At 65.0% G+C, this 23192-nt stretch carries 20 protein-coding genes and 1 riboswitch; of the genes, 12 read left to right on the top strand and 8 right to left on the bottom strand.

Annotation, left to right across the window (positions count from 1 at the left end; genetic code table 11):
• The first annotated feature begins 104 nt into the window (after positions 1–104).
• Positions 105–2168, top strand: a complete 2064-nt coding sequence (locus FVF58_RS00805; protein WP_149668055.1) for an NADPH-dependent 2,4-dienoyl-CoA reductase — start codon at positions 105–107, stop codon at positions 2166–2168.
• 42 nt (positions 2169–2210) lie between these two features.
• On the opposite strand, the gene FVF58_RS00800 is transcribed toward FVF58_RS00805, so the two are convergent.
• From FVF58_RS00800 to FVF58_RS00780, 5 genes are all read right to left on the bottom strand, one after another.
• Positions 2211–3152 carry an EamA family transporter gene (locus FVF58_RS00800; protein ID WP_149668054.1) on the bottom strand — a complete coding sequence of 314 codons (942 nt, stop codon included), beginning with the start codon at positions 3150–3152 and terminating at the stop codon, positions 2211–2213.
• 368 nt (positions 3153–3520) lie between these two features.
• Positions 3521–3748, bottom strand: a complete 228-nt coding sequence (locus FVF58_RS00795; RefSeq protein WP_149668053.1) for a pentapeptide MXKDX repeat protein — start codon at positions 3746–3748, stop codon at positions 3521–3523.
• Between the two features lie 124 nt (positions 3749–3872).
• Entirely contained in the window at positions 3873–4664 is a 792-nt protein-coding gene (locus FVF58_RS00790; protein ID WP_149668052.1) for a molybdopterin-dependent oxidoreductase, read from the bottom strand.
• Positions 4665–4698: 34 nt separating this feature from the next.
• Positions 4699–5337 carry a cytochrome b/b6 domain-containing protein gene (locus FVF58_RS00785; protein ID WP_149668051.1) on the bottom strand — a complete coding sequence of 213 codons (639 nt, stop codon included), beginning with the start codon at positions 5335–5337 and terminating at the stop codon, positions 4699–4701.
• 49 nt (positions 5338–5386) lie between these two features.
• Positions 5387–6229 (bottom strand): DUF1223 domain-containing protein, encoded by an 843-nt coding sequence (locus FVF58_RS00780; protein WP_149668050.1) that lies wholly within the window; start codon positions 6227–6229, stop codon positions 5387–5389.
• Positions 6230–6801: 572 nt separating this feature from the next.
• Between FVF58_RS00780 and FVF58_RS00775 the strand changes: the two genes are divergently transcribed.
• From FVF58_RS00775 to FVF58_RS00750, 6 genes are all read left to right on the top strand, one after another.
• The gene (locus FVF58_RS00775) at positions 6802–7212 is read left to right on the top strand and encodes a GreA/GreB family elongation factor (protein WP_149668049.1); all 411 of its coding nucleotides are present in this window, start codon (positions 6802–6804) and stop codon (positions 7210–7212) included.
• A gap of 175 nt (positions 7213–7387) precedes the next feature.
• A riboswitch (TPP riboswitch) is annotated at positions 7388–7506 on the top strand.
• A gap of 122 nt (positions 7507–7628) precedes the next feature.
• Positions 7629–9560, top strand: coding sequence for a phosphomethylpyrimidine synthase ThiC (gene thiC, locus FVF58_RS00770; RefSeq protein WP_149668048.1), 1932 nt, complete (start codon positions 7629–7631; stop codon positions 9558–9560).
• A 288-nt stretch (positions 9561–9848) separates the two neighbouring features.
• Complete coding sequence (locus FVF58_RS00765; RefSeq protein WP_149668047.1) at positions 9849–10061, top strand: glycine zipper 2TM domain-containing protein; 213 nt, start codon at positions 9849–9851, stop codon at positions 10059–10061.
• Between the two features lie 322 nt (positions 10062–10383).
• Positions 10384–10827 carry a hypothetical protein gene (locus tag FVF58_RS00760; protein WP_149668046.1) on the top strand — a complete coding sequence of 148 codons (444 nt, stop codon included), beginning with the start codon at positions 10384–10386 and terminating at the stop codon, positions 10825–10827.
• A 319-nt stretch (positions 10828–11146) separates the two neighbouring features.
• Positions 11147–12745 (top strand): L-lactate permease, encoded by a 1599-nt coding sequence (locus tag FVF58_RS00755; RefSeq protein ID WP_149668045.1) that lies wholly within the window; start codon positions 11147–11149, stop codon positions 12743–12745.
• A 403-nt stretch (positions 12746–13148) separates the two neighbouring features.
• On the top strand, positions 13149–14075 hold the full coding sequence (locus FVF58_RS00750; protein ID WP_149668044.1) for a DMT family transporter: 927 nt from the start codon (positions 13149–13151) through the stop codon (positions 14073–14075).
• Between the two features lie 331 nt (positions 14076–14406).
• Here FVF58_RS00750 and bamC read toward each other — a convergent pair whose 3' ends face one another.
• A complete protein-coding gene (gene bamC / locus FVF58_RS00745) occupies positions 14407–15639 on the bottom strand; it encodes an outer membrane protein assembly factor BamC (RefSeq protein WP_149668043.1) in 1233 nt (410 codons plus the stop codon).
• Positions 15640–16112: 473 nt separating this feature from the next.
• Between bamC and FVF58_RS00740 the strand changes: the two genes are divergently transcribed.
• From FVF58_RS00740 to FVF58_RS00730, 3 genes are all read left to right on the top strand, one after another.
• A complete protein-coding gene (locus tag FVF58_RS00740) occupies positions 16113–16577 on the top strand; it encodes a DUF2844 domain-containing protein (protein ID WP_149668042.1) in 465 nt (154 codons plus the stop codon).
• A gap of 46 nt (positions 16578–16623) precedes the next feature.
• Positions 16624–17895, top strand: coding sequence for a DUF3443 domain-containing protein (locus tag FVF58_RS00735; protein ID WP_149668041.1), 1272 nt, complete (start codon positions 16624–16626; stop codon positions 17893–17895).
• A 171-nt stretch (positions 17896–18066) separates the two neighbouring features.
• A complete protein-coding gene (locus FVF58_RS00730) occupies positions 18067–19977 on the top strand; it encodes a glycosyl transferase family 1 (RefSeq protein WP_149668040.1) in 1911 nt (636 codons plus the stop codon).
• Between the two features lie 204 nt (positions 19978–20181).
• On the opposite strand, the gene FVF58_RS00725 is transcribed toward FVF58_RS00730, so the two are convergent.
• Positions 20182–20682 carry a hypothetical protein gene (locus tag FVF58_RS00725; RefSeq protein ID WP_149668039.1) on the bottom strand — a complete coding sequence of 167 codons (501 nt, stop codon included), beginning with the start codon at positions 20680–20682 and terminating at the stop codon, positions 20182–20184.
• Positions 20683–20952: 270 nt separating this feature from the next.
• Between FVF58_RS00725 and FVF58_RS00720 the strand changes: the two genes are divergently transcribed.
• Positions 20953–21627, top strand: a complete 675-nt coding sequence (locus FVF58_RS00720; RefSeq protein WP_149668038.1) for a cadmium resistance transporter — start codon at positions 20953–20955, stop codon at positions 21625–21627.
• A gap of 78 nt (positions 21628–21705) precedes the next feature.
• On the opposite strand, the gene FVF58_RS00715 is transcribed toward FVF58_RS00720, so the two are convergent.
• Positions 21706–22047: a hypothetical protein gene (locus FVF58_RS00715; protein ID WP_149668037.1), complete on the bottom strand. Its 342-nt coding sequence runs from the start codon at positions 22045–22047 to the stop codon at positions 21706–21708.
• Between the two features lie 214 nt (positions 22048–22261).
• Between FVF58_RS00715 and FVF58_RS00710 the strand changes: the two genes are divergently transcribed.
• Positions 22262–23155, top strand: a complete 894-nt coding sequence (locus tag FVF58_RS00710) for a class I SAM-dependent methyltransferase (RefSeq protein ID WP_149668036.1) — start codon at positions 22262–22264, stop codon at positions 23153–23155.
• Positions 23156–23192 lie beyond the last annotated feature (37 nt).

The raw sequence follows: 23192 nt of genomic DNA, 5'->3' as shown, positions 1-23192 counted from the left end.
GTCTTACGGAGCAACGGGTTACGGTGTTTAGAATTTTTCCTCGGCGGCTTGGCCCGGCCCGCGGTGTATCGTTCGTGCGCGATCAATCCCTACACGGCCCCTGCATGCCTTACCAACACTTACTCGCCGAACTCGACCTCGGGTTCACCCGCTTGCGCAACCGCGTAGTGATGGGTTCGATGCACACCGGCATGGAGGACCGCTTCTGGCATTACCCGAAGCTGGCCGCGTATTTCCGCGAGCGCGCGAAAGGCGGCGTCGGGCTGATCGTCACCGGCGGCATCTCGCCGAATCGCCGGGGCTGGCTGCTGCCGTTCGGCGGCACGCTCAATTCCGTGTTCGATCTGCGCAATCACCGGCTGCTGACCGAGGCTGTGCATGCCGAGGGCGGCAAGATCGCGCTGCAGATCCTGCATGCGGGCCGTTATGGCTATCAGCCGTTCGTGGTATCGGCCTCCGCGATCAAGTCGCCGATCTCGAAGTTCAAGCCGCGCGCGCTGAGCATTGCCGGCATTGCGAAGACCGTGCGCGACTATGCGCGTTGCGCGCGGCTCGCCCAACGCGCGGGCTACGACGGCATCGAGATCATGGGCAGCGAAGGCTATCTGCTGAACCAGTTCCTGTGCCCGCGCACCAATCGGCGCACCGACCGCTACGGCGGCGGCATCGAGAACCGCATGCGGATCGCGCGCGAGATCGTCGAGCGGGTGCGCGCGGCGTGCGGCGAGCGTTTCATCGTCGTGTACCGGCTCTCGCTGATCGACCTGGTGGAAGGCGGCAATACATGGGACGAAACCGTACAGGTCGCCCAGGCGCTCGAAGCGGCCGGCGTGACGATGTTCGACACGGGGATCGGCTGGCACGAAGCGCGTGTGCCGACCATCGTGACCTCCGTGCCGCGCGCGGCGTTCGCCGAACTGAGCGCGCGACTGAAGGCCGCCGTCAACGTGCCGGTGATCGTGTCGAACCGCATCAATACACCCGAGGTCGCCGAAGCCTTGCTCGCCGAAGGCGCCGGCGATCTGGTGTCGATGGCGAGGCCGCTGCTCGCCGACCCCGAGTTCGTGCTGAAGACCGCCGAGGGGCGCGCGCATGAGATCAACACCTGCATCGCGTGCAATCAGGCCTGCCTCGATCACACGTTCAGGAATCAGCGCGCAAGCTGCCTCGTCAATCCGCGCGCGGGGCGCGAAACCGATCTGCTCTACCGGCCGGTCACAGACCCGCGGGCGATGCGTTCGGTGGCTGTCGTCGGCGCGGGTCCGGCGGGCCTGTCGGCGGCGACGGTGGCGGCCTCGCGCGGGCATCGCGTGACGCTGTTCGATGCGAACGCGACGCTCGGCGGGCAGTTCAATCTGGCGATGCGCGTGCCGGGCAAGGAAGAGTTCAGCGAAACGATCCGCTATTTTCAGAGCCAGTTGCAGCGTCACCGAGTCGACGTGCGGCTCGACACGCGCGTCGATGCCGCGCTGCTCGCCGCCGGCGGTTATGACGACGTGATCGTCGCCACCGGCATCGTGCCGCGCCGGCCGTCGATCGCCGGCATCGATGGAGCCAACGTGCTGTCTTATGTCGAAGTGCTGCACGGCGCGCCTGTCGGACGGCGGGTCGCGGTGATCGGCGCGGGCGGGATCGGCTTCGACGTCAGCGAGTTCCTGCTGCATCGCGCGGATGAACCGCAGCCGATGCCGCGCGACGCGTGGCTCGACGAATGGGGCGTCGATCTCGCGGTGCGGGAACGCGGCGGCCTGAAGCCGCCGGCGCCGGCGCGGCCCGCGCGGCAGATCTGGCTGTTGCAGCGCAAGGCCGGCAAGCTCGGCAGCGGGCTCGGCAAGACTTCCGGCTGGGTGCATCGCGCGAGGCTGGCGAAGCACGGCGTGAAGATGCTCGGCGGCGTGTCGTATCTGGAGATTAGCGCGCGTGGCTTGAAGATCGCGCGCGACGGGGTCGAGGAGTGGCTCGAGGTGGACACGATCGTCGTGTGCGCGGGGCAGGAGTCGCTGCGCGATCTGGCTGGGCCGACGAGGGCGGAGGCGCAGGCGAAGACGGCAGCGGTGGCAAGCGGTGGGCGGCCGCGTTATCACGTGATCGGCGGCGCGAAGGTCGCCACCGAGCTGGATGCGAAACGGGCGATCCGCGAAGGCGCGGAAGTGGCAGCGGCGCTTTAGCGGCTGCGGGGCGAGCGCGGGTCAAGCCGACTCAACCGAACCTCAAGCACGCCCCTTCTTCCTGTAATCGAACCAGAAAGACAAACCCACGCTCACCAGAATCACGATGGTCGCGAGCACCGTCGACCGCGTAACCGGCTCGCCGAGCAGCAGCGCCCCCAACGCCACCGCGACCACCGGATTCACGTACATGCAGCTGCTCGCAATGATCGGGCTCGTGTGACGGATCAGAAAACCATACGCGACATAGGCAGCCATCGTCCCGATCAGCATCAGATAGATGAACGCGAGCACGGGCAGGAAATGCACATCGAGCATGCGTTCGCCCGAGATCCACGCGACCAGCGTCGATATCGCGCCGCCCAGCCCGATCTGCAGCGCAGTCGATAGAAACAGGTCCGACGGCAGTTTCAGACGCCCGGCCAGATGCGCGCCGCCCGCCCAGAACAGCGCGCCGCACAGGATCGCCAGGCTGCCGCCCGCCGAGCCCGGCGCACTATCGCCGTGACTCAGGATCGCGATGCCGACGAGGCCGAGGCCGACCGCGAACCACTCGCCGCGGCCGATCTTGCGCCCCGCGACGGCCGCGATCACGGTCGCGAACAGCGGCACGGTCGCGACCATCACGGCCGCGGTGCCGGTGCCGACAGTGCGCATCCCGTAAGCCAGCATGCCGCTCGACAACCCCACCAGCATCGTGCCGACCAGCCCGGCATTGCGAATCTCGGCGACGCTGGGCCTGACGGGCTTGCGGCGCACGGCGAACACGAACAGCCCGAGGCCCGCAAACAGGTTGCGCAGCCCGGACATCAGCAACGGTGAAAACGAACCGAGCGCGACGTGCACGGCGAGATAGGTCGAGCCCCACACGAGATAGACGACGGCGAGCGCCAGCGCGATCTGGCCGTTGCGCGAGCGCGGCAGGCGGATCGGCAAACCATGCGGAAAAGCGCGAGAAAAAAGGCTTGAGCGTTGCAGCGACATGCGTTCAACCCGCCGCTGCCGCTCGGGGTCTGGCGCCCTCGCTGAAGACCCTGTGGCGGGATGGCGGACACCGCATCGGCGATGCGGTCTGACGGGCGAGGCTGGCGGACATGTCGGTGGAACGGGAAAACGATAGATGGCCAATGGGGCCACAACGCCGCGGCATCCGGCTTGAAACCGGCCACGGCGAACACGCGCCCAAGGTTCGGCGCGCATCGCATTATGCAGTAAGCGCCCACCGCGTCGCGCGGAAGAATCGTAACTTTTTGGCGTACTTGCAACAGAAAAGCCGGGGTGTTCGCCCCGGCTTTCCGGCAGCGGCCGGCGCCGCCCTGACCGCAAGAAGCGGCCGGCGCCGGCAGCCGGGCTCAGTTGGACATCGCCCCCGATGCTTCATGCTTCATGGCGTCACCGCCCTTTTTCATCTTGTCGTGCTTCATCGTGTCCTTTTTCATTGTGTCCTTCGACATGCTGTCTTTGGACATCGCATCTTTAGACATCGAATCGTTGGACATTGCGCCGCTTGCCTGCGCGAACGCGGCGCCGCCGCTGGTCAGCAAAGCAACGGCCAGTGCTGCGATTGCGAACTTTTTCATGGGATGACTCCGTGGGTTGGGGATGAATCAGAACCGGCTCGCGCCGGCGTATTTCCGAAGCCACTGCCGCGTGGGATCGGGCGCGGACGGCCGGACCGCCTCGCCCATGCGCCCGGCCCGCGCGTCAGGAGCCTCCGAACCAGTTGTAGCCCTGGTCGACCCAATAGCCGCCAGGAAACGTGTTGGTGACGAACATCTCGACGATGTGCTTCGGATTCTTGTAGCCGAGCTTGGTCGGCATGCGCAGCTTCATCGGGAAGCCGTATTTCGCGGGCAGACGCTCGCCGTCGTACGAGAATGTGAGGAGCGTTTGCGGATGCAGCGCGGTCGGCATGTCGATGCTTTCGTAGTAATCGTCCGCGCATCGGAAGCCGACGTACTTCGCGCTGGTGTCCGCGCCGACGCGCCGCAGAAAATCGCCGAACGGCGTGCCGCCCCAGCGGCCGATCGCACTCCACCCTTCCACGCAGATGTGCCGCGTGATCTGCTCGGCATGCGGCAGCGCGTACAACTGCGGCAGTGTCCAGCTGCGCTGCCCGGTGACGAGGCCGCTCACTGTCAGCTTGTAGTCCGAACCGTCCACCTGCGGCACGTCGTCGATGCCATAGAACGCATTGAATGGAAACGGCCGGGTGAGCTGCGCTTCGGTGTAGGTCGGCGCGAGCTGCTTCGGATCGAACAGCGCGGCTTGCGCGCGGTCGTTCAGACGCGACACGGCGGTCAGAAACCGGTTCACCGACTCATCGTCGGTCAGCGAGCAGCCGGTCAGCATCGACAGGCCGCCGAGCGTCAGCAACCGCTTGCCGAACAGCCGCCGCGACGGCATCGCGAGTTCGCGCCGCGCGTCGATCAGGATCGATTCGCGGTCGAGCCTGGGCTTGCCGGGCTGCACGGGTTTTCCAATGGGCTTGTTCATGATTCGTCATCCATAACGTTCGCGCGAGCGGGATTCATCGTCCGCGCAGCATCGCCAGCAGCGAGCGCGGCACGAGCGCCACCATCGCCAGATGCACTGCAAGAAACGCGGCGAGCAGCGACATCGCGACAAAGTGGACGACACGCGCGTTGTCGTAGCCGCCCATCAGTTCGCGCAGCAGCGGAAATTGCACCGACTTCCAGATCGCGAGCCCTGAGAGCACCAGCACGATCAGATCGAAGATCGCGAACAGGTAGGCGAATTTCTGCACCGCGTTGTACTCGCGCAGGTCGGCGTGCGAGAGCTTGCCGGTCAACGCGGCAATGAAGTCGCGCAACACGGCGCGCGGCGACAGCGGCAGGAACTTGCGCACGAAGCGCCCGCTCGCCAGATTCAGCGCGAGATACAGCAGGCCGTTGAAGACCAGCAGCCACATCGCCGCGAAGTGCCATTGCAGCGCGCCGCCGAGCCAGCCGCCGAGCGTGATGGACGGCGCAAAGCGGAACGCCGGAAAGATCGGCGACGCGTCGTAGATGCGCCAGCCCGAGAGCATCATCACGATGGCCGCGAGCGCGTTGAGCCAGTGCGTAATGCGCAGCCACAGCGGATGAATGAGGCGGATGTTCGGCGCGGCCGGCGGCGCGCTGTCGTGAAGAGCATGAGGGGTTGCCATCTTGAAGTCTCCTCGGGAAGAGTCCGCCCGGTTTGCGCGACGTTTGCACTCACTCGCACGCGGCCAGTTCGGCCACTTGCAGCACGTCGCCGGTCGCGTCGTTTTCGACGAAGGCCACCACGCCGAAACGGCCGGCTGATGCATCGGCATTGGCCTCGGCATCGGCTTCGCCGAGGCGCAAAACGCGGCGAATCTGCGCATTGCCGCCGACGAGCGGCACCGGGCCGATCCATTGCCGCACGACCCGCTCGTGGTGCAGCGTGACGCCGCTGTTTTCGCCGGCGCCGACGTGCGAAGTCAGCGAGTTCTCATAGACCGCGAGATAGCCATTCAACGAGCCCGCGGCCTGCGCGGCGTTGCTCGCGAATTGCGCATCGACGTCGAACGCTCCCTTCGCCTGCGGCGTCAGTTGCAGCGCGACGTGCGCCTGCGCCGGTTCGGCGACCAGCTTGCCGACGCGGCTCTGGAAACTGTCGGATCGCGACCAGTCACGCAACTCGCGGCCCGCGACGAAAATTTCCGGCGTATAGACGGTGTGGCCGCCGGCGAGACCGGTCAGCGTCTGTTGGCGTTCGGTGAAGCGATGCTGTGAAAAGCGGTCAGTCCAGCCGAGGCTGTTCCAGTAGTCCACGTGCAGCGCCAACGGCACGATGCCTTGCGTCGCGCCACTGTTTTTCCACTGACTCAGCCAGTGATCGGCAGGCGGACAGCTATTGCAGCCTTCGCTGCTGTAAAGCTCCACCAGCGCCACGCGATGAGCGGGGCTGCGCGCACTACAGGCAGCGCCGGCCGCGCTTGCGAGTCCGCTGGCCAAGCAGGCGCCCAATGCGATGACGAGCGCGAAGGCTCGAAGAAAACGCCGAAGATTTCGGTGGGCAGTCGCGGTTTGCATGACGTGCTCCGGTGAGGATCTGCACGTTGGTCGAGCCGCCCGGCGGGTTATGACAGCCAGTTGCGGATTTTTTTTCGGCGCTCAACCGACGGGCCGCGGCGTCCTTTGTGTTGGACTTTTCGCTAGAGACCCGGCAACGACACTTTTACGGTAGGCTAGAACGCGTCACGTACGACACATCGCTGCAAGTTGCCGTGTGGAAGCGGTCCATCGCAAATTAAAAAAGGCATCTGCGACCGCGTGCTAACATCATTCTTTCGTTCGCTAGACATCAAGCTTTCAAGCGACGCCCTACACCTCATAAATACGCTTCCGACACTGACGGCTACCTCGATGCGCTTTCCGACTTCCCGTGCCCTCACCCGCTTGCGCCCGCGCCGCGCAACCGGTTGCGCGCGCGCGGACTTCGCGGCGCAGGCGGCCGGCGAGCGGTCACGAACGCTCCCGCTTCTCGCCGCCCGGCGCCCGATCTAACGCTGCCTGCTCCAAAGCCCTGGCCGCGTCGTCGGGCTCCGGGCCGATCTCATCCGCACGCAGTTTCCTTCCATGCAGATCGAATTGGAGTACCCGTCGTGAAAAAGACGAAAACCTGTTACCTGACCGAACTCGACGTCGCCCGTCTGGAAAAGCACGCAGCCGCGCCAGGCGCCGACGCGAAGCTGCAGGACATGCTCGACGACGTTCTCGAGCGCGCCGTGATCGTCGATTCGCGCGAGATTCCGGCGAGCGTCGTGACGATGAATTCGCAAGCCACGCTGATCGACGAAGCGAGCGGCGAGCACATGACCTGGACCGTGGTCTATCCGCCCAATGCCGATTTCGCGCAAGGCCGCCTGAACGTGTTCTCGCCGGCCGGCCTCGCCTTGCTCGGCGCGAAGCGCGGCGAGCGCATCAGCTTCACGCCGCCGAGCGGCACGCAGAAGGTGCTGAAGATCGACAAAATCCTGTACCAGCCCGAAGCCGCCGACGATTTCTCGCGATGAGCGACGCGCTCCAGCGCGGTAAAACCAGCGCGCGCCATTGTGCGACTGCGTCTGCAACCGCGCGCCTGACAACGCCGTCACAACCAGCATAGCCCATCGCGCGCCGCGCCCCAATGTGCCGTCCGATTCATCCGGACGGGTTGCCAAGCAGCGGGCCGCCGGTGTATCGTGTGCGCTGCTAACGCGGGGGTCCTGCGTCGCACGGGGGTTGGAGGTCCGTGCCGCGCGGGTGAGAAATACCCTTTGAACCTGATCTGGATAATGCCAGCGCAGGGAAGCGTGCGGATTTCGCACTCCAGCTCCATTGCCTCACCTCTCGCGATCTCCGACTACTTCCATCTCGTCTCCTGCTTAGCGGCCCCACATTGCTTTGCATGGGACCGGAGTACCAACTCTGGTCTACATAGGAGATATGAATGAACGCCAATCCGAAGTTCCTTTCCGCCGACGCCCACGTCGACGAAGCCGCTGTTGCGCCACTACCGAATTCCCGCAAGGTCTACGTGACCGGCTCGCGCCCCGATATCCGCGTGCCGATGCGCGAAATCTCGCAGGCCGACACGCCTGACAGCTTCGGTGGCGAAAAGAATCCGCCGGTCTATGTGTACGACACGTCGGGCCCTTACTCCGATCCGGACGCGAAGATCGACATCCGCGCTGGTCTGCCGGCGCTGCGCGAGGCGTGGATCGAAGAGCGCGGCGACACCGAAGCGCTGACCGGTCTGTCGAGCGACTTCAGCCGCGAGCGCGCCGCCGACACGGCGACCGCCGACCTGCGCTTCAAGGGCCTGCACCGCACGCCGCGCCGCGCGATCGCCGGCAAGAACGTGTCGCAGATGCATTACGCGAAGCAAGGCATCATCACGCCGGAAATGGAGTACATCGCGATTCGCGAGAACCAGCGCCGCGCCGAATATCTCGAGAGCCTGAAGACGAGCGGCCCGAACGGCGAAAAGCTCGCCGCGATGATGGGCCGTCAGCACCCGGGGCAGGCGTTCGGCGCAAGCGCGTTCGGTCCGAACGGTCTCACCGCGATCACGCCGGAATTCGTGCGCGAGGAAGTGGCGCGCGGCCGCGCGATCATCCCGAACAACATCAATCACCCGGAAAGCGAACCGATGATCATCGGCCGCAACTTCCTCGTGAAGGTGAATGCGAACATCGGCAATTCGGCGGTGACTTCGTCCATCGGCGAGGAAGTCGACAAGATGACGTGGGCGATCCGCTGGGGCGGCGACACGGTGATGGATCTGTCGACCGGCAAGCACATTCACGAAACGCGCGAGTGGATCATCCGCAACAGCCCGGTGCCGATCGGCACGGTGCCGATCTATCAGGCGCTCGAAAAGGTCAACGGCAAGGCCGAAGACCTGACGTGGGAAATCTTCCGCGACACCCTCATTGAACAGGCTGAGCAGGGCGTCGACTACTTCACGATCCACGCGGGCGTGCGTCTGCAATACGTGCCGCTGACGGCCAAGCGCATGACCGGCATCGTCTCGCGCGGCGGCTCGATCATGGCGAAGTGGTGTCTCGCGCATCACAAGGAAAGCTTCCTGTACGAGCATTTCGAAGACATCTGCGAAATCATGAAGGCGTATGACGTGGCCTTCTCGCTCGGCGACGGCCTGCGCCCCGGCTCGATCTACGACGCCAACGACGAAGCGCAGCTCGGCGAACTGAAGACGCTCGGCGAACTCACGCAGATCGCGTGGAAGCACGACGTGCAGACGATGATCGAAGGCCCGGGCCACGTGCCGATGCAGTTGATCAAGGAGAACATGGACCTGCAGCTGGAGTGGTGCGACGAAGCGCCGTTCTACACGCTCGGACCGCTCACCACCGACATCGCGCCAGGCTACGACCACATCACGTCGGGCATCGGCGCGGCGATGATCGGCTGGTTCGGCACGGCGATGCTCTGCTACGTCACGCCGAAGGAGCATCTGGGCTTGCCGAACAAGGACGACGTCAAGACCGGCATCATCACCTACAAGCTCGCCGCGCACGCCGCCGATCTGGCGAAGGGCCATCCGGGCGCGCAGGTACGCGACAACGCGCTGTCGAAAGCGCGCTTCGAATTCCGCTGGGAAGATCAGTTCAATCTCGGCCTCGACCCGGACAAGGCGCGCGAATTCCACGACGAAACGCTGCCGAAAGATTCCGCCAAGGTCGCGCATTTCTGCTCGATGTGCGGCCCGCACTTCTGCTCGATGAAGATCACGCAGGACGTGCGCGAATTCGCTGCGCAACAAGGCGTCACCGACGACGAAGCGCTGCAGAAAGGCATGGAAGTGAAGTCGATCGAGTTCATGAAGAAAGGCGCTGAGATTTATCAGCGGCAGTAAGGTTCGGTCCGCGGATCGGGTATCGCTTTGACGCCATCCGGTCCGCCACGCCTTCGCATCGCAGCATCGAAGCCCGCCACTGGCGGGCTTTTTCGTTGCGTGCGGCCGGGCACGCTGCATGCTGGAACTGGGGAAACATTTGATTACGAAGCCGTCAGTCCGCTGACAAGCGCATACATCTGGATACGGGACGCGCGGCTAAGATCGAATGCATGGACAGCGGATCTGTCCCGGGGTTCTGTCCCATTTCGATGACCACTTCCAATTACACCAACCGGAGTCAGCATCATGAAATCGATTCGTCAAATCGGTACGCTTGCAACCCTTGTTGCTCTTGTCGCGAGTCTCTCCGCCTGTGACGGAATGACTACGCGGCAACGCGATACGGCAATCGGTGCGGGCGTAGGCGGAGCCGCGGGCGCGGCGATCGGGGGCAATGCACTGTCGACGATCGGCGGTGCGGCGGCTGGCGGCATTATTGGCAATCAGATTGGCAAGTAGCACGTGAGCGCAGTGTCGTCAGTGAATGACGCGAGTAGTGGCGCGAGATTGCGCGAATAAGCGTGGTTCGCGCGCGGGTTGAGCCGACGGTTCAACCCGCGCCTCAGTGATGCAATGGCGATGCATGAACACTTTCGCGACGGCGACGACGCTCGTCGCGAGCCGCATAAGCTTCAACTCAAGTTCGTTCAAAGGCGGTTCAAAGACGCGTTGTAGTGACGTGAAATACGCCGTTACGGTTTTGCAACCGAGTTCGCGCTGCGGGAGCGTAAGCTGAACAATACGTCGCGGCCAGCGGCGTCGGTTCAACCAGGAGCGCGTCATGAAGTCCCGCGTCATCAAACCCTCTCGCGCGATGAGCCGGTGGCCGCCGCGCAGCTTTGCACGGCTGTCTCAAACCGGTGTTGCGTTCGGCGCAGCCCTCTGCGCGCTGACGTTATCCGGCTGCTATTACCCGTACGGCTACTATCCATCCGGCTACTATTCGCCTTACTACGCGACAGTCCCCGCGACAGCTGCCCAGCAAAACGTGCCTGGATCGACCGATCCATCCGATGCGCAGCAACAGCAGCAAGCGCAAGCGCAAAGCCCGACGTACGTGGTAGCGGCTCCGCCGCCCGTTTATGTCGCGCCGCCGTATCCTGTCTACTATCCGCCTCCGGTTTATCCGGCCTACTACGGGTATCCCGGCTACTACGGGCCGTCGATTGCAATCGGCATCGGCGGGTATTGGGGCGGCGGCTGGGGACACCATCACTGGCACTGAGTCTCGCAAGCCAGTTCTTCGACTCTACCGCTCTCATCCGTCCACGGCACGGCAGGTGCACGCCTATGAAGATGCGCCGCCGCGGCCACATCACGTCCCCTCGCGCCACACAACGCTCACGCCGATTCGTCCCGGCTCCCGTAGTTTCCCTGCTTGACGTGCCCGTCCGGGCCTCTATCCTTGGCAAAGTTTCATCAGCACACGTTTAAATAAGCGTCGCGGGTCCCACACGTTCCGTCGCCACTCATCCGTCCTGCCAGAGCGACGCGCCCGTCAACCACCGTGCCGCGTCGATTCGAACAAAAGCCAAGGAGACGTGATGTTTCACCAACTACTGACCCCGGTCGGCAATTCGCTTTTCCCATCGTTTCTCGTCGCCGCGCTGCCGATCATCGTGGTGCTGGCGCTGCTCGGCTGGGCGCGCCGGCCGGCGTGGCAGGCGTCGCTCGCGGGCCTGATCGTCGGGCTGGTGGTGGCGATCCTGGTGTGGCAGTTTCCGGTCGGGCTCGCGCTCAACTCGGTGTTCGCGGGCGCGGTGTTCGCGTGCTGGCCGGTCATGTGGATCGTGTTCACCGCGATCCTGCTTTACAACATCGCGCAACGCTCGGGCCGCTTCGCAGCCTTCCGCATGTGGATGATCGACAACCTGCCGAACGACCGGCGCGTCGTGCTGGTCGTGGTCGGCTTTTCGTTCGGCGCGCTGCTCGAAGGGATTTCCGGCTTCGGCACGCCGGTCGCGATCACCAGTTCGCTGCTGATCATGCTCGGCTTTCCGACGCTCGAAGCGCTCACCTTCACGCTGATCTTCAATACGGCGCCGGTCGCGTTCGGCGCGCTCGGCGTGCCGATCACCGTGCTCGGTGCGGTCACGCATCTGCCGTCCGACCTGCTCGCCAAAATGGTCGGCCGCCAGTTGCCGTTCTTCGCGTTCCTGCTGCCCTTTTACGTGATCGGCGTGTATGCGGGCTTTCGCAACATGCTGCGGGTGTGGCCGGTGCTGCTGGTGTCGGGCGCGAGCTTCGCGCTGACGCAGTTCGTCGCGTCGAACTACGTGAACTACAGCCTGACCGACGTGCTGTCGTCGCTGGTGTCGCTGGTGCTGACGATCGCTTTCCTGCGCATCTGGAAGCCGGCCGCCGATCCGAAGTTCGCGGTCAACGTCGACCGCGTCGGCGAGGTGCGCGGCAAGATCGGCGGCGGCCAGGGATGGTATCCGTGGCTCATCGTGTCGGTGGTGGTGATCATCTGGACCGTCGCGAAGGTCTTCACGATCGGCGACGTGAAGGTGCCGTGGCCGGGGCTCGACAAGGCCGTGTTCATCACGCTGTACAACACGCCTTACGCCGCGGTGTGGGACTTTCAGCCGCTCGCCACCGGCACGGCGATCCTGGTCGCGGCGCTCATCACCACGTTCGTGGTCGGCCTGAGCGCGCGCGAATTCGGCAAGGCGATTGCCGATACCTGGGTGCAGACCCGCATCGCCATTCTGACGGTGGCGACGATTGTCGGCCTTGCGTATCTGATGAACTACTCGGGGCTCACCTATACTCTCGGCCTGGGCGTGGCCTCGGTCGGGCCGTTCTTTCCGCTGGTGTCGGCGTTCCTCGGCTGGGTCGCGGTGTTCCTGTCCGGCAGCGATACGTCGGGCAACGCGCTGTTCGGCAATCTGCAGGTGGTGGCGGCCAACCAGTTGAACCTCAGTCCGGTGCTGATGGCGGCGACCAACTCGTCGGGCGGCGTGATGGGCAAGATGATCTCGCCGCAAAACATCTCGACGGGCGTGGCAACCACCGAACTCAAAGGCAAGGAAGGGGTGGTGTTCGCGAAAACCTTCAAGCACTCGATTCTGTTGACAGTGCTGCTTGGGTTGCTGGTTTGGGCGCAGCAGAACTTCCTGCAGTGGATGATTCCGCATTGAGGCGGCGCCTGCTTTTGCCCGGCGGCTTGCGGGTGTTGCCCGTGCCTCCGGGCTGTGCGCCGGCTCGTACGCTTTGCGGCGGGTGGGCGCCGTGCGTCGGCAGGGACTCGGGCTGATGGCTTGCGCTCAGAGAGCCGCTGCCGCAAAATAATTCACGCTATGCGGCTGCGCCCAAGCCCCCGCCTACACTTCTTCACTTCTGCAGATCCGCATAGGGCAATTTTTCTCACATCAGCGTGAGAATTGCTCGTTTTGCTTGAGGCCCGCCAACGCTTACGATCACAAGCACCGGACGCCACGATCTCCCGAATCTTGCCGTTTCATTCCAGCCTGAAACGTTTCGAGCGATCGCGCTGTTACGATGCGCAGGCGTCCCGACTCAACCGCGCGCGGCGCCATCCCGATGAAACCTCAAAACCTGTTGCAACTGCTGATTCTCGCCGCCCTGTGGGGCGCGTCGTTTCTGTTCATTCGCGTCGGCGTGACCGACTTCGGCGTCGCGCCGCTGATGGCGCTGCGAGTCGGCATCGGCGCGATCTTTCTGCTGGCCGTGCTGATCGCGCGGCGGCCGCTGCGGCAATCGGCGACGCTGCTGCGCACGCGCGCATTTCCGCTGCTGGTGGTGGGCATTCTGAATTCGGCGGCGCCCTTCTGCCTGTTCGCGTACGCCGAACTGACGCTGTCCGCCGGCGTGACCTCGGTGATCAACGCAACCACGCCGCTGTGGGGTGCGCTGGTCGGCTTTCTGTGGCTGCGCGACCGCCTGAGCGCGATGCGCACGCTCGGTCTCGTGATCGGTTTTCTCGGCGTGTTGATGCTGGTATGGGATCAGATCGCCACACCGAACGGCTCGGCCGCGACGCCGCTGACCACCGCGCTGGCGGCGGGCGCTGCGCTCGGCGCGACGCTGCTGTATGGCATCGCCGCCAATTACACCAAGCGCCATCTGACCGGCGTCGATGCGCTGACCGTCGCCGCCGGCACGATGACCGGCGCGACCATCGTGCTGCTCCCGCTCGCCGTGATCTACTGGCCGGCCGCGCCGATCTCGCTGCACGCGTGGGGCGCGGTGATCGCGCTCGGCGTCGCATGCACCGGCGTCGCGTATATGCTGTTCTTCCACCTGATCGCGGTGGCCGGGCCGGCGCGCACAATTACGGTGACGTTCGTGATTCCGATCTTCGGCATTCTGTGGGGCGCACTGTTTCTCAACGAGGGCGTCTCGCCCGGCATGCTCGAAGGCTGCGGGGTGATTCTGATCGGCACCGCGCTCGCGACCGGCGTGATCAAGCGTCTGCCGTGGATCGGCACACGCCGGGCCGACACCTGAAAGCCGTTCGCGCGACGCCTTCCGGCGTCGCCACCGTGCGCTTTACGGTTACCAGTCTCGCGCGATTTTCTCGTTTCCCTCTTGCGTCGTCGCGGCGGACGCCACCCTTGGCCGCTTCGGCTGACCACATTGAATTCCGCCTACCCGATTAGCCCGCGCTCCGTTGGAGTGCGGGCTAAACCGTCGCCGCGAGCGATAGGCGACAGGGCCACCAAGGTGGCGCGCCATGCGCGCAGCAGCGGAGACTTAGCGTGCAGCAGCCATAAAAAAACCGCCCGGAATCTCTTCCAGGCGGTTCTTCAAACAACTGTGCTACCTGCTAACGCGTCGCTCAGTGCAGCTGATCGACCATCAAACTCATGATCTGCTTGGCCTGCGAGCTTTCGTCGATCGCACCCTTGTCGTCGACCACGGCCACGCGGGTTTGATCCGGCGTCACCGCGCGCACGTTCACGCGATACTGCTTGGCGATCTTTTCCTTCTTGCCGTGGAACACCTGGCTCCAGAAGCCCTGCTCGGCCGACGACATGTCCTTCGGATCGACATAGCGCACGAAGTACAGGCCACGGCTCAGATCGCGGTCGTCGACGGTGAAGTTGCTGCGGTCGAGCGCGAGGCCCACGCGCAGCCAGGCCCGGTCATACGGCTCGCCGAGCGTGAGTTCGGTCGACGAGAACTGCGCCGCCGTGTTCGCGGAGTCCGCATCCGGCATCGGCTGCTGGGCCGACAGCGACACGTTCTGCGCAGCCGTGGCCGCAGCCGCCGACTTCGCATTCGCGCTCGCCGCGTTCGGCGCCGTTTGCGTGCCGGCCGGCGACAGTTCGGCGGTTTGGCCACCGCCCTGCGCGCGCGAATCGGCCAGCGCGAGCGCGGCCATCAGGCGCTTCAGATATTCCTGCTCCAGGGCCGGATCGTTCGGCTTCGGCTCCCACTTGCTCGAATCGTTGTTCGTGCCGGTGAGCGCCTCGCGCATGCCCTTCTGGCTGATGAACACGTAGGTGCCGCCGTTCGGCGCCGGTTCGAGACGCGTGCGGTACTTGTTGCGCTCCGACGTGACATAGCTGTTGCCCATCGCCTTGGACAGCGTATTGCGGATGAAGCCGTCGTTGATCTGCGCGTGCGATTCGTTCCAGTCGGTTTCCATCACGCCCTTGTCGCGCTGGTCGACCACCAGCAGGAAGCCCTGCTCCTGCCAGAAGCGGCGAATCGGCGCCCATGCCGCGTCGGGGGCCTTGCTGTCGATCACGAGCCAGCTTTCCGTGCCGTCACGCTGGATATGCATGCCGCTGACCGGCGGCACCACGGGCACCGTATTGCTGTTCGACGGCGCTTGCGCCTGGACCTGCTTGAGCGTGGACAACGAGGTTTCGCCGCCTTGCGGGGGCAACGAACGCTGATCGGCCGTCTCGTCGATCATGTTCGGCGGCACGGCGAGTGACACCTGCTTCGATCTGGAGTCGCTCTTGTAGTCGATTTTGGTCGGCGACGAAGTGCCGCAGCCGGCGACCAGCCCGCCCGCCATCAGCATTACTGCAAACCGCTTGGTAAGACGAAGATCAGTCATGTTCGGGGAATCCTTCCGCAACGCCACGGCAAGTTTCCGTGGATCAACCCAACATTTTACCGGTCCCGGCGAGCCATGTGCAAAAACTGGGGTTTGTCCGCGAATCGGGCGGCGTGCGCACGCGCGCAACGCGCGCCGTGGCGCGGCCCGTGAGCGTGCGCGGCGCGCCTGTTCCAGCCCATCTTTCCGCGCATTTCGCCCCAGCTAGACGCGTCGCCAGCGACGCCGGACAAACTGCCTTTGCGCCACATATTTAACGTTTGACAACTTTTCCGAATCGACAATCGGATGATCCCTACATTTACGTCAGATCTTTGTTTTCAAAGGAAATTTTCTGACGCGCACGGCTGCTATTTTGAGATCGCGCCGATACACCGGCGACGCCGAATTTAATCGTCAAGAAGGCCGGGTGTTACCGTGATTTCGGATATCTCAATAAAACCCGAACCCGCCGGACCACGAGGCCGACCGCCATGCTCAAGTGCCGTTTTTGCCGTCCCCTCGCCGTCTGCGCGCTGGCGACCGGCGTCCTCAGCGCGAGCGCCGCCGCGCATGCCGAACTGGGCGGCACGATGCCGGATCACACCGACGCCGCCGCGAGCGCGCCGCACACGCTGCTCAACGGCGCGCTGCGCGTGCGCACGCTGACCGATGCCGGCAACACCACCATCAACGAATACGCGACGAGCACCGGCCGGATCGTCGGCTATGCGTGGGAGGGCCCGACCATGCCGGATCTGGACGCGCTGCTCGGCAAGTACGCCGCCTCCTATCGCACCGGCGCCGCCGCGTCGGCGCGCGACGGCAATCTGCACGCCTCGCGGATCGCGCGGCCGGACGTAATCGTCGAATCCGGCGGTCCGATGCGCGGCTACCTCGGACGCGCATGGCTGCCCGGCGCGCTGCCGCCCGGCGTCACTGCAGACGACCTGCAATAACGCGGCCCAGCCCTCAACTCGCCTCAATGACGATCGAGACCTTGACATGACTGCCTCCTCTCGACTTCATGCCCTGCTTCTGGTGTGCGCGGTTCTGGCCGGTTGCGGCGGCGGTGGTGGCGACACCCCGGCCAGCTCAACGCAGCCCGGCGCCCCCAGCAACCCGGGCGGCGCGAACACACCCGCGGCCGGCACGTCGTCTGGCACGTCCGGCTCCAGCGCATCCGTCAGCGTGCCGCAGTCGACCACGCCGAACGTCCAGCCGATCTTGGTCACCGTCGCGCCCGGCATGACGCGCAACATGTTGACAACCAGCGTCACCGTCTGCCAGTCCGGCACCAGCAACTGCGCGACGATCGACGATATCCAGGTCGACACCGGCTCGAACGGCCTGCGCATTCTCGCCTCCGCGCTGCCGGCCAGTTTCGCGCTGCCGGCAGTGCCGTCGGGCGGGGGGGTCACGGGCGAATGCGCGGCGTTCGGCAGCGGCTACGCGTGGGGTGCGGTGCGCAGCGCGGACGTGCGCATGGCCGGCCAGCTGGCCGCATCGATTCCGATCCATCTGATCGCCGACGCGACGCTCCCCACCGTGCCCGCCGACTGCGCGAGCGTCGGCCCGGCGATGCAGACGGTCGCCGGCATGCGCGGCAATGGCATTCTCGGCGTCGGCCTGTTCACGTCCGACTGCGGCAGCGGCTGCGCCAGCGCCGCGCTGCCGCGCTGGTACTACCGATGTACCGCCGGCAACTGTGTGGCGAGCGCGCAGGCGCTCGCGCAGCAGGTGACCAATCCGGTCAGCCGTTTCGCGCTCGACAACAACGGCGTGGTGATCGACCTTCCCGCCATCGCCGACACCGGCGCGCCCAGCGTATCGGGATCGCTGATCTTCGGCATCGGCACCCAGGCGGACAACACGCTCGGCGGCGCGAGCGTCGTCAAGGCGAATGCGACGAACGGCTACGTGGTCACGACCGGAAACGGTCGGACCTACGCGCAAAGTTATATCGACAGCGGCTCAAACGGGATCTTCTTCCCCGATGCCCAGCTTCAGCTGTGCGGCTACTGGTACTGCCCGAGTTCGCCGCAAACGGTCAGCGCCGTCATCGCCGGCACCAACGGCACGTCGAGCACGGTATCGTTCTCGGTCGGCAATTCGACCCTGCTGTTCGGATCATCGAACAACGCGTTCAACAACCTCGCCGGCATCGCCGCACGGGGCTTCAGCTGGGGCTTGCCGTTCTTCTTCGGACGACGCGTCTACACGGCGATCGCGGCACGCGACACATCGGCCGGACCGGGGCCTTATTACGCGTTCTGAGCGCGCGCCTGCGGCGCCATGGCGGGCCGCTCCGGGCGAGACTCCCGATCACGCGGAAAATTCGCAAATTCATTGCCCAGCGGAATTTGATATCGGGCGGCGGTCATAATTCAAGGCTCCCGCCAGCTTCTTTTCAAGATAGTTAGCGATCCATATTGAAAAAGCCGCTCGATGGAACACCCCACTTTTTCGCTCGACGATTTCGAGCAACTCGTTTATACGCGACAGCACGTCAAAGCTTCGATCCACCTGATCGCCGCGCTGGCGCTTCTGCAACAGAAACGCGGCAAGCTCGACGAGAGCTTCCTCGCCTCGGGCATGCTCGGCCTGAGCGCGGCCGAGCAGCACCAGCGCTTCTGCACGCGCCTCGCGAGCGCGGCCTCGACCTTGTTCGCCGACCCGCAGTTCGAGTTGCCGCCCGCCTGTTTCAGACTGTTGCTCACGCTGCATGAATGGACCGGCCTGGTGTTCGCCAGCACGGCGTTCGGCAACGCGGACCATGTGGCGCGCCATCTGAATCCGCGCGGTCCGCTGAACACGGAGTTTCTCGCCGGCGACCGCTTTATCGAAAAGCTGTGCGTGCTGTATTCGACCGAGTCCGAACTGGAACTCGACCTGGCCGCGCTATGGGCACACGACAGAACGCTCGCGGCCGGCCTCGCGCTGGTCCTGCTCTCGCCGGTCTTCAAGGGCTCGGCGAACGCGCATCTCAAGCGCGAGGCGCTGATCGAATGGCTGCCCGGCAAACTGCGGCAAATCGACGATCTCGACGACCTGCCGACCGCGTTGCTGCACAACGCGTACATGTTCTGCAGCTACGCGCAAACGCCGCGCCGGCATGAAATCAAGCGGGACATCAACGAACTCGTGCGGCGCAAGCTCGCGCAATTGACGCTGACCGATCTGCCGGCGCCGCAGCCGAAGTCACAGCCCAAGCCGCCGCCCGCGCAACGCGAGCGCCGCACTCCGCACGCGAGGAAACCGCTGATGATCGTCGTGCTGGAGTGGTTCAGCGGCGCCCATTCGATTTACCGCACGCACTCGCGCACGCTCGAAGCGGCGCGCGAGCATTTCGAGGTGGTGGGCTTCGGCTTCGGCTACGCGGTCGACGAACCCGGGCGCGCGGTGTTCGATCGCTTCATCGAGCTGAAGGAGCCGGACTACATCGGCGAATGCCTGCGAACGATCCGCGACTTCGCCGCGGCCGAACAGCCGGACGTGCTGTATATGCCGAGCGTCGGCATGTTCGTGCTGACGGTGTTCATGTCGAACCTGCGCGTCGCGCCGCTGCAGATCGCCGGTCTCGGCCACCCGTCCACCACGCATTCCGACAAGATCGACTGGGTCAGCGTCGAGGTCGACTATGTCGGCGACCCGGCCTGCTTCAGCGAACGCCTGATGATTCTGCCGAAAGACGGTCAGCCGTACCGGCCGTCGGGGGCGCTGCCCGATATCGTCGCGCGCATTCCGCCGCCGCGCGAGCGGCTGGAAATCGTCGTCACGGCGAGCGCGATGAAGCTGAACCCTGGCTTTCTCGATGCATGCCGCGAGATCGTCGCGCGCGCGGCGACGCCCGTGGAGATTCATTTCATGAGCGGCGTGCCGGCCGGGCTGCTGCTCGACCGGATGCGCGACGTAATCGGCAACGCGCTGCCGGGCGCGCTCGTGCACGGCTTTCACGATTACGCGGGTTATCTGGAGCGAGTCAATCGCGCGGATCTGTTTCTGAGTCCGTTTCCGTTCGGCAATACCAACGGTATCGTCGATGCGATCACGCTGGGGGTGCCGGGCGTCTGCAAGCGCGGGGCGGAAGTGTTCGAGCGGATCGACGGTGCGCTGTTCGAGCGGGTGGGGATGCCGTCGTGGGCCGTGGCGGATAGTGTGGAGGATTATGTCGCCGCTGCGGTGCGGATGATCGATGGTCATGCTGAACGCGCGGAGTTGCGGCGGCAATTGATCGATACCCGGGCGGTCGAGCGGTGCTTCGAAGGGCGGCCTCAGGCGTTTGGCGAGAGGGTGTTGGAGCTTTTGCGGGCGGACAACGGTATGCGTGTGGGGGCGATGGCGTCAGGCGAATGGTGATGCCGGGGTCGCGCGGTGTGAGTTGCGTGTGGCAAGCGGCGGTGGGTTTGCGCGTTGCCATCTGCGAAGCGGTGTTTCGTTGCCTGGCCGCATTGCGTTGCGAAGCTGCAATTTGCTGGCGAACGCGCGCTCCGTGGTGTGAGACGTGCGGCGCAACTTGTCCGGCAGCCATGCCCGCCGGCATCGCACCGCTGACGATGCGCACTAACCGGCGGCTTCACCTTCGGGCGGCGCGACAAGCTTCGCCGGCGCCAGCCAGCGGAATACATTCAGTTCCTCGCCGTGGAACGTGCACTCGGCCGCCGCTGGAAGCTTGACCGTCTTCGGCTTTGCCGGTTTCTGTGTGGACACCTCGACATTCGAAGCACCCACCGACGCCGCCGCTCCAACGCCCGATGCAACGGACGTCGCTCGCGCACCCGACGCCCCGCCCGGCGCGGACGCCGCAAGCGCGTACGCAGCCCGCGTGGCAGCCGCCACTTCCGAAGCTGTCATCACGTGCTCGATCGTTCCTTCGACCACCACCCGCGAGCCGCGAATGGCGGCGGCCCGATGCGCGACCGTCAGCGTATCCTGCGACGTGTCGGCCAACTTGTTTCGCATCAACTGCTCGCATGCGCCCGAGTTCCTGGTGACAACCGTGCAGGCCGCCAGCAACGCGACAGCAGTCGTAACGCAGGCGATAGAGAGTGTCCGAATCTTCATTGACGTTCCGTTTTTCAAGCCGTCGGCAATTGTAGCTTACGGACCTGCCGATCGACATTGGACACGCATACCGGCTTGATCGAGCGATAGGCTCATTCACCGCGCACTTCCAGAACCGCGACGCCGTGTCTGCTTGACCGCGACGATCCGCACCGGCATCGTGTCGACCGGCGTCCGCCGTCGCTACCTCGCCGCACGCCCGACTCGATCCGCCGACGAGCGCCGCGCGGTTTCCCTCACTCTCACTCCGTCCGTATCGTCCGCCCCCGTATGCTTAGCCTTGTCCTGCTCGCGATCGTGGCTTACGCCGCCACCAATATCGACAACCTGTTCGTGCTGCTCGCGTTCCTTGCACGAGCGCGAGGCGGGCGGCATCGCGTGATCGCCGGACAGTGCGCGGGCTCGCTGGTCCTGATCGCGGGATCAATCCTGTTCGCGGCATTACTGATGCATCTGCCCTCCGGCTATACCGGTCTGCTCGGCTTGCTGCCGATCGGAGTCGGGTTGAGCCAGGCGTGGGAGCGCCTCGGGCCCGGCGTTGCACAGCGGACGAAAGCCGCGTCGGACGAAGCACACGCAAGCACTGGCGCAAAAAAATCGCGTGCTTCGGCCGCTTCCACCGCCCTGTCCAATGCGGCTTCGTCAACCCGCGCCTCATCCTTCCTGACCGTAGCCGGCGTGGCCATTGCCAACGGCTCCGACAATCTCGCCGTGTATGTGCCGCTGTACGCCAGTCACTCGCCCAGCGAGAACGCGCTGATCTCGCTGGTGTTCGTCGTCATGACCGGGGTGTGGTGCGCGGCGGCGGTATGGCTTGTCGAGCATCCGCTGCTGGGCGCGCCGATCCGCCGCTACGGCACCGCGCTGCTGCCGCTGATCCTGCTGGCGATCGGCGTATCGGTGATCGCGCGCAACGATACGTTGCGGCTCGTGTTCGGAATCTGACCTGCAACGGCGCGGTGCGTGCAAGGATGCGCGGCTGTCCGGCGCGCGATGCGGCACGACCCCCGCGTGGGCGAATGTTCAGTTCGACGGCATCGGCATCGGTTGCGTCGGCTGCACGTAAGTCCGCACGCCGGCAAGCGGCGCGCCATAGCCGCCCGCGCTGGCGTGATTCGGCAAACCGTTGACCAGTTGCGCGCGCGGATCGGTCGGGTTCAGATTCAGTTCGCCGGCCTGCTGGTTGCCGTGGGTCGGATATTCACTGCCGAGCGGCGCATTCGGCATCAGGCGCGTGCTGTTTTGCGGCGCGTTCATGTCGTTCTGCACACTCAGGCCCTGCGCGCCCGCGTGTGCGGCAAACCCGCACAAGGCGGCGCACAGCAGGCCCAGTACGGCCCTCGATGTCGTCGATATTCGTTTCATGCCAGCCTCCGGCAAAGTGAGATGAAGGGGATCATGTCCGCGCGTTTCGGCCCCGACGCAGCAGCGCGCTGCGTACGCGGATCACATCATTTATACGCGCGAGCGCGCCCTTCGGATTCGATCAGCGGTGCGGGTCAACGCCGCAAGCCAAATTCGACCCACGCCTAAGCTTATGTCGATTGCGGATTTCTTTCCGAACCGGTCGAGCCCGATAATGGCTGTCATGAACGCCCAACCCCACTTTCCCCACCGCGCGCTGCATGCGACGCTCGCTGCATTCGCCGCGGCGCTGCTGCTGGCGGCTTGCGCCGGCCCGGCGGCGCCGGATACGCCTTCGGCGTCAGCGGCACCAGCCAATCCCGCCTTGCTCGACGCCGCGATCTCCGGCCCGCAACGCACCGACAAAGCCCGCGAGCGCGATCTCTACCGTCATCCGAAAGAAACGCTGCAATTCTTCGAACTCGCCCCGTCGCAAAGCGTGCTCGAAATCGCGCCGGGCGGCGGCTGGTACACGGAAATACTCGCGCCCTATCTGCACGACCACGGCAAGCTTTACGAAGCGCAATACGACGGCCCGCAAGGCGCGCCGTCGGCCGAGGCGCAGGCCGGGCGCGCCGCGTTCGCGCGCAAACTGGCGGCCACGCGCGCCGTCTATGGCAACGTCGTAGTCGGCACGCTGCACGCGGGCCAGTTCAGCGGCTTTCCCGCCGACGCCAGCGTCGACCGGGTGCTGACCTTCCGCAACATCCACAACTGGATCAAGGACGGCCAGATCGACGCGAACCTGCGCGCCTTCTATGCCGCGCTCAAGCCGGGCGGCATCCTCGGCGTCGAGGAACACCGCGCGGCGCCGGGCACGTCCCTGCAACAGATCATCGACAGCGGCTACGTGACGCAAGACTTCGTGATCGCCCACGCGCGGGCGGCCGGCTTCGAACTGCTCGGCGAAAGCGAAGTGAACAGCAATCCGCGCGACACGAAAAACTACCCGAAAGGCGTGTGGTCGCTGCCGCCCACCTACGAGGGCGGCGACGTCGACCGTGCGATATACGCGGCGATCGGCGAATCGGACCGCATGACCCTGCGCTTCGTGAAACCGCTGCATTGATCGCCGGCGGCGCTTGACGCCGTCTCGATAATATGTT

Source organism: Paraburkholderia panacisoli, from assembly GCF_008369935.1.
Lineage (GTDB): Bacteria > Pseudomonadota > Gammaproteobacteria > Burkholderiales > Burkholderiaceae > Paraburkholderia > Paraburkholderia panacisoli.
The sequence above is the reverse complement of the archived record's forward strand: the minus strand, read 5'-3'. Positions and strand labels throughout refer to the sequence as shown.

Bases quoted from the DNA above. Each gene is read 5' to 3' on its own strand.
- FVF58_RS00805 (WP_149668055.1), top strand. From the start codon at position 105: ATGCCTTACCAACACTTACTCGCCGAACTCGACCTCGGGTTCACCCGC.
- FVF58_RS00800 (WP_149668054.1), bottom strand. From the start codon at position 3,152: ATGTCGCTGCAACGCTCAAGCCTTTTTTCTCGCGCTTTTCCGCATGGT.
- FVF58_RS00795 (WP_149668053.1), bottom strand. From the start codon at position 3,748: ATGAAAAAGTTCGCAATCGCAGCACTGGCCGTTGCTTTGCTGACCAGC.
- FVF58_RS00790 (WP_149668052.1), bottom strand. From the start codon at position 4,664: ATGAACAAGCCCATTGGAAAACCCGTGCAGCCCGGCAAGCCCAGGCTC.
- FVF58_RS00785 (WP_149668051.1), bottom strand. From the start codon at position 5,337: ATGGCAACCCCTCATGCTCTTCACGACAGCGCGCCGCCGGCCGCGCCG.
- FVF58_RS00780 (WP_149668050.1), bottom strand. From the start codon at position 6,229: ATGCAAACCGCGACTGCCCACCGAAATCTTCGGCGTTTTCTTCGAGCC.
- thiC (WP_149668048.1), top strand. From the start codon at position 7,629: ATGAACGCCAATCCGAAGTTCCTTTCCGCCGACGCCCACGTCGACGAA.
- FVF58_RS00765 (WP_149668047.1), top strand. From the start codon at position 9,849: ATGAAATCGATTCGTCAAATCGGTACGCTTGCAACCCTTGTTGCTCTT.
- FVF58_RS00760 (WP_149668046.1), top strand. From the start codon at position 10,384: ATGAAGTCCCGCGTCATCAAACCCTCTCGCGCGATGAGCCGGTGGCCG.
- FVF58_RS00755 (WP_149668045.1), top strand. From the start codon at position 11,147: ATGTTTCACCAACTACTGACCCCGGTCGGCAATTCGCTTTTCCCATCG.
- FVF58_RS00750 (WP_149668044.1), top strand. From the start codon at position 13,149: ATGAAACCTCAAAACCTGTTGCAACTGCTGATTCTCGCCGCCCTGTGG.
- bamC (WP_149668043.1), bottom strand. From the start codon at position 15,639: ATGACTGATCTTCGTCTTACCAAGCGGTTTGCAGTAATGCTGATGGCG.
- FVF58_RS00740 (WP_149668042.1), top strand. From the start codon at position 16,113: ATGCTCAAGTGCCGTTTTTGCCGTCCCCTCGCCGTCTGCGCGCTGGCG.
- FVF58_RS00735 (WP_149668041.1), top strand. From the start codon at position 16,624: ATGACTGCCTCCTCTCGACTTCATGCCCTGCTTCTGGTGTGCGCGGTT.
- FVF58_RS00730 (WP_149668040.1), top strand. From the start codon at position 18,067: ATGGAACACCCCACTTTTTCGCTCGACGATTTCGAGCAACTCGTTTAT.
- FVF58_RS00725 (WP_149668039.1), bottom strand. From the start codon at position 20,682: ATGAAGATTCGGACACTCTCTATCGCCTGCGTTACGACTGCTGTCGCG.
- FVF58_RS00720 (WP_149668038.1), top strand. From the start codon at position 20,953: ATGCTTAGCCTTGTCCTGCTCGCGATCGTGGCTTACGCCGCCACCAAT.
- FVF58_RS00715 (WP_149668037.1), bottom strand. From the start codon at position 22,047: ATGAAACGAATATCGACGACATCGAGGGCCGTACTGGGCCTGCTGTGC.
- FVF58_RS00710 (WP_149668036.1), top strand. From the start codon at position 22,262: ATGGCTGTCATGAACGCCCAACCCCACTTTCCCCACCGCGCGCTGCAT.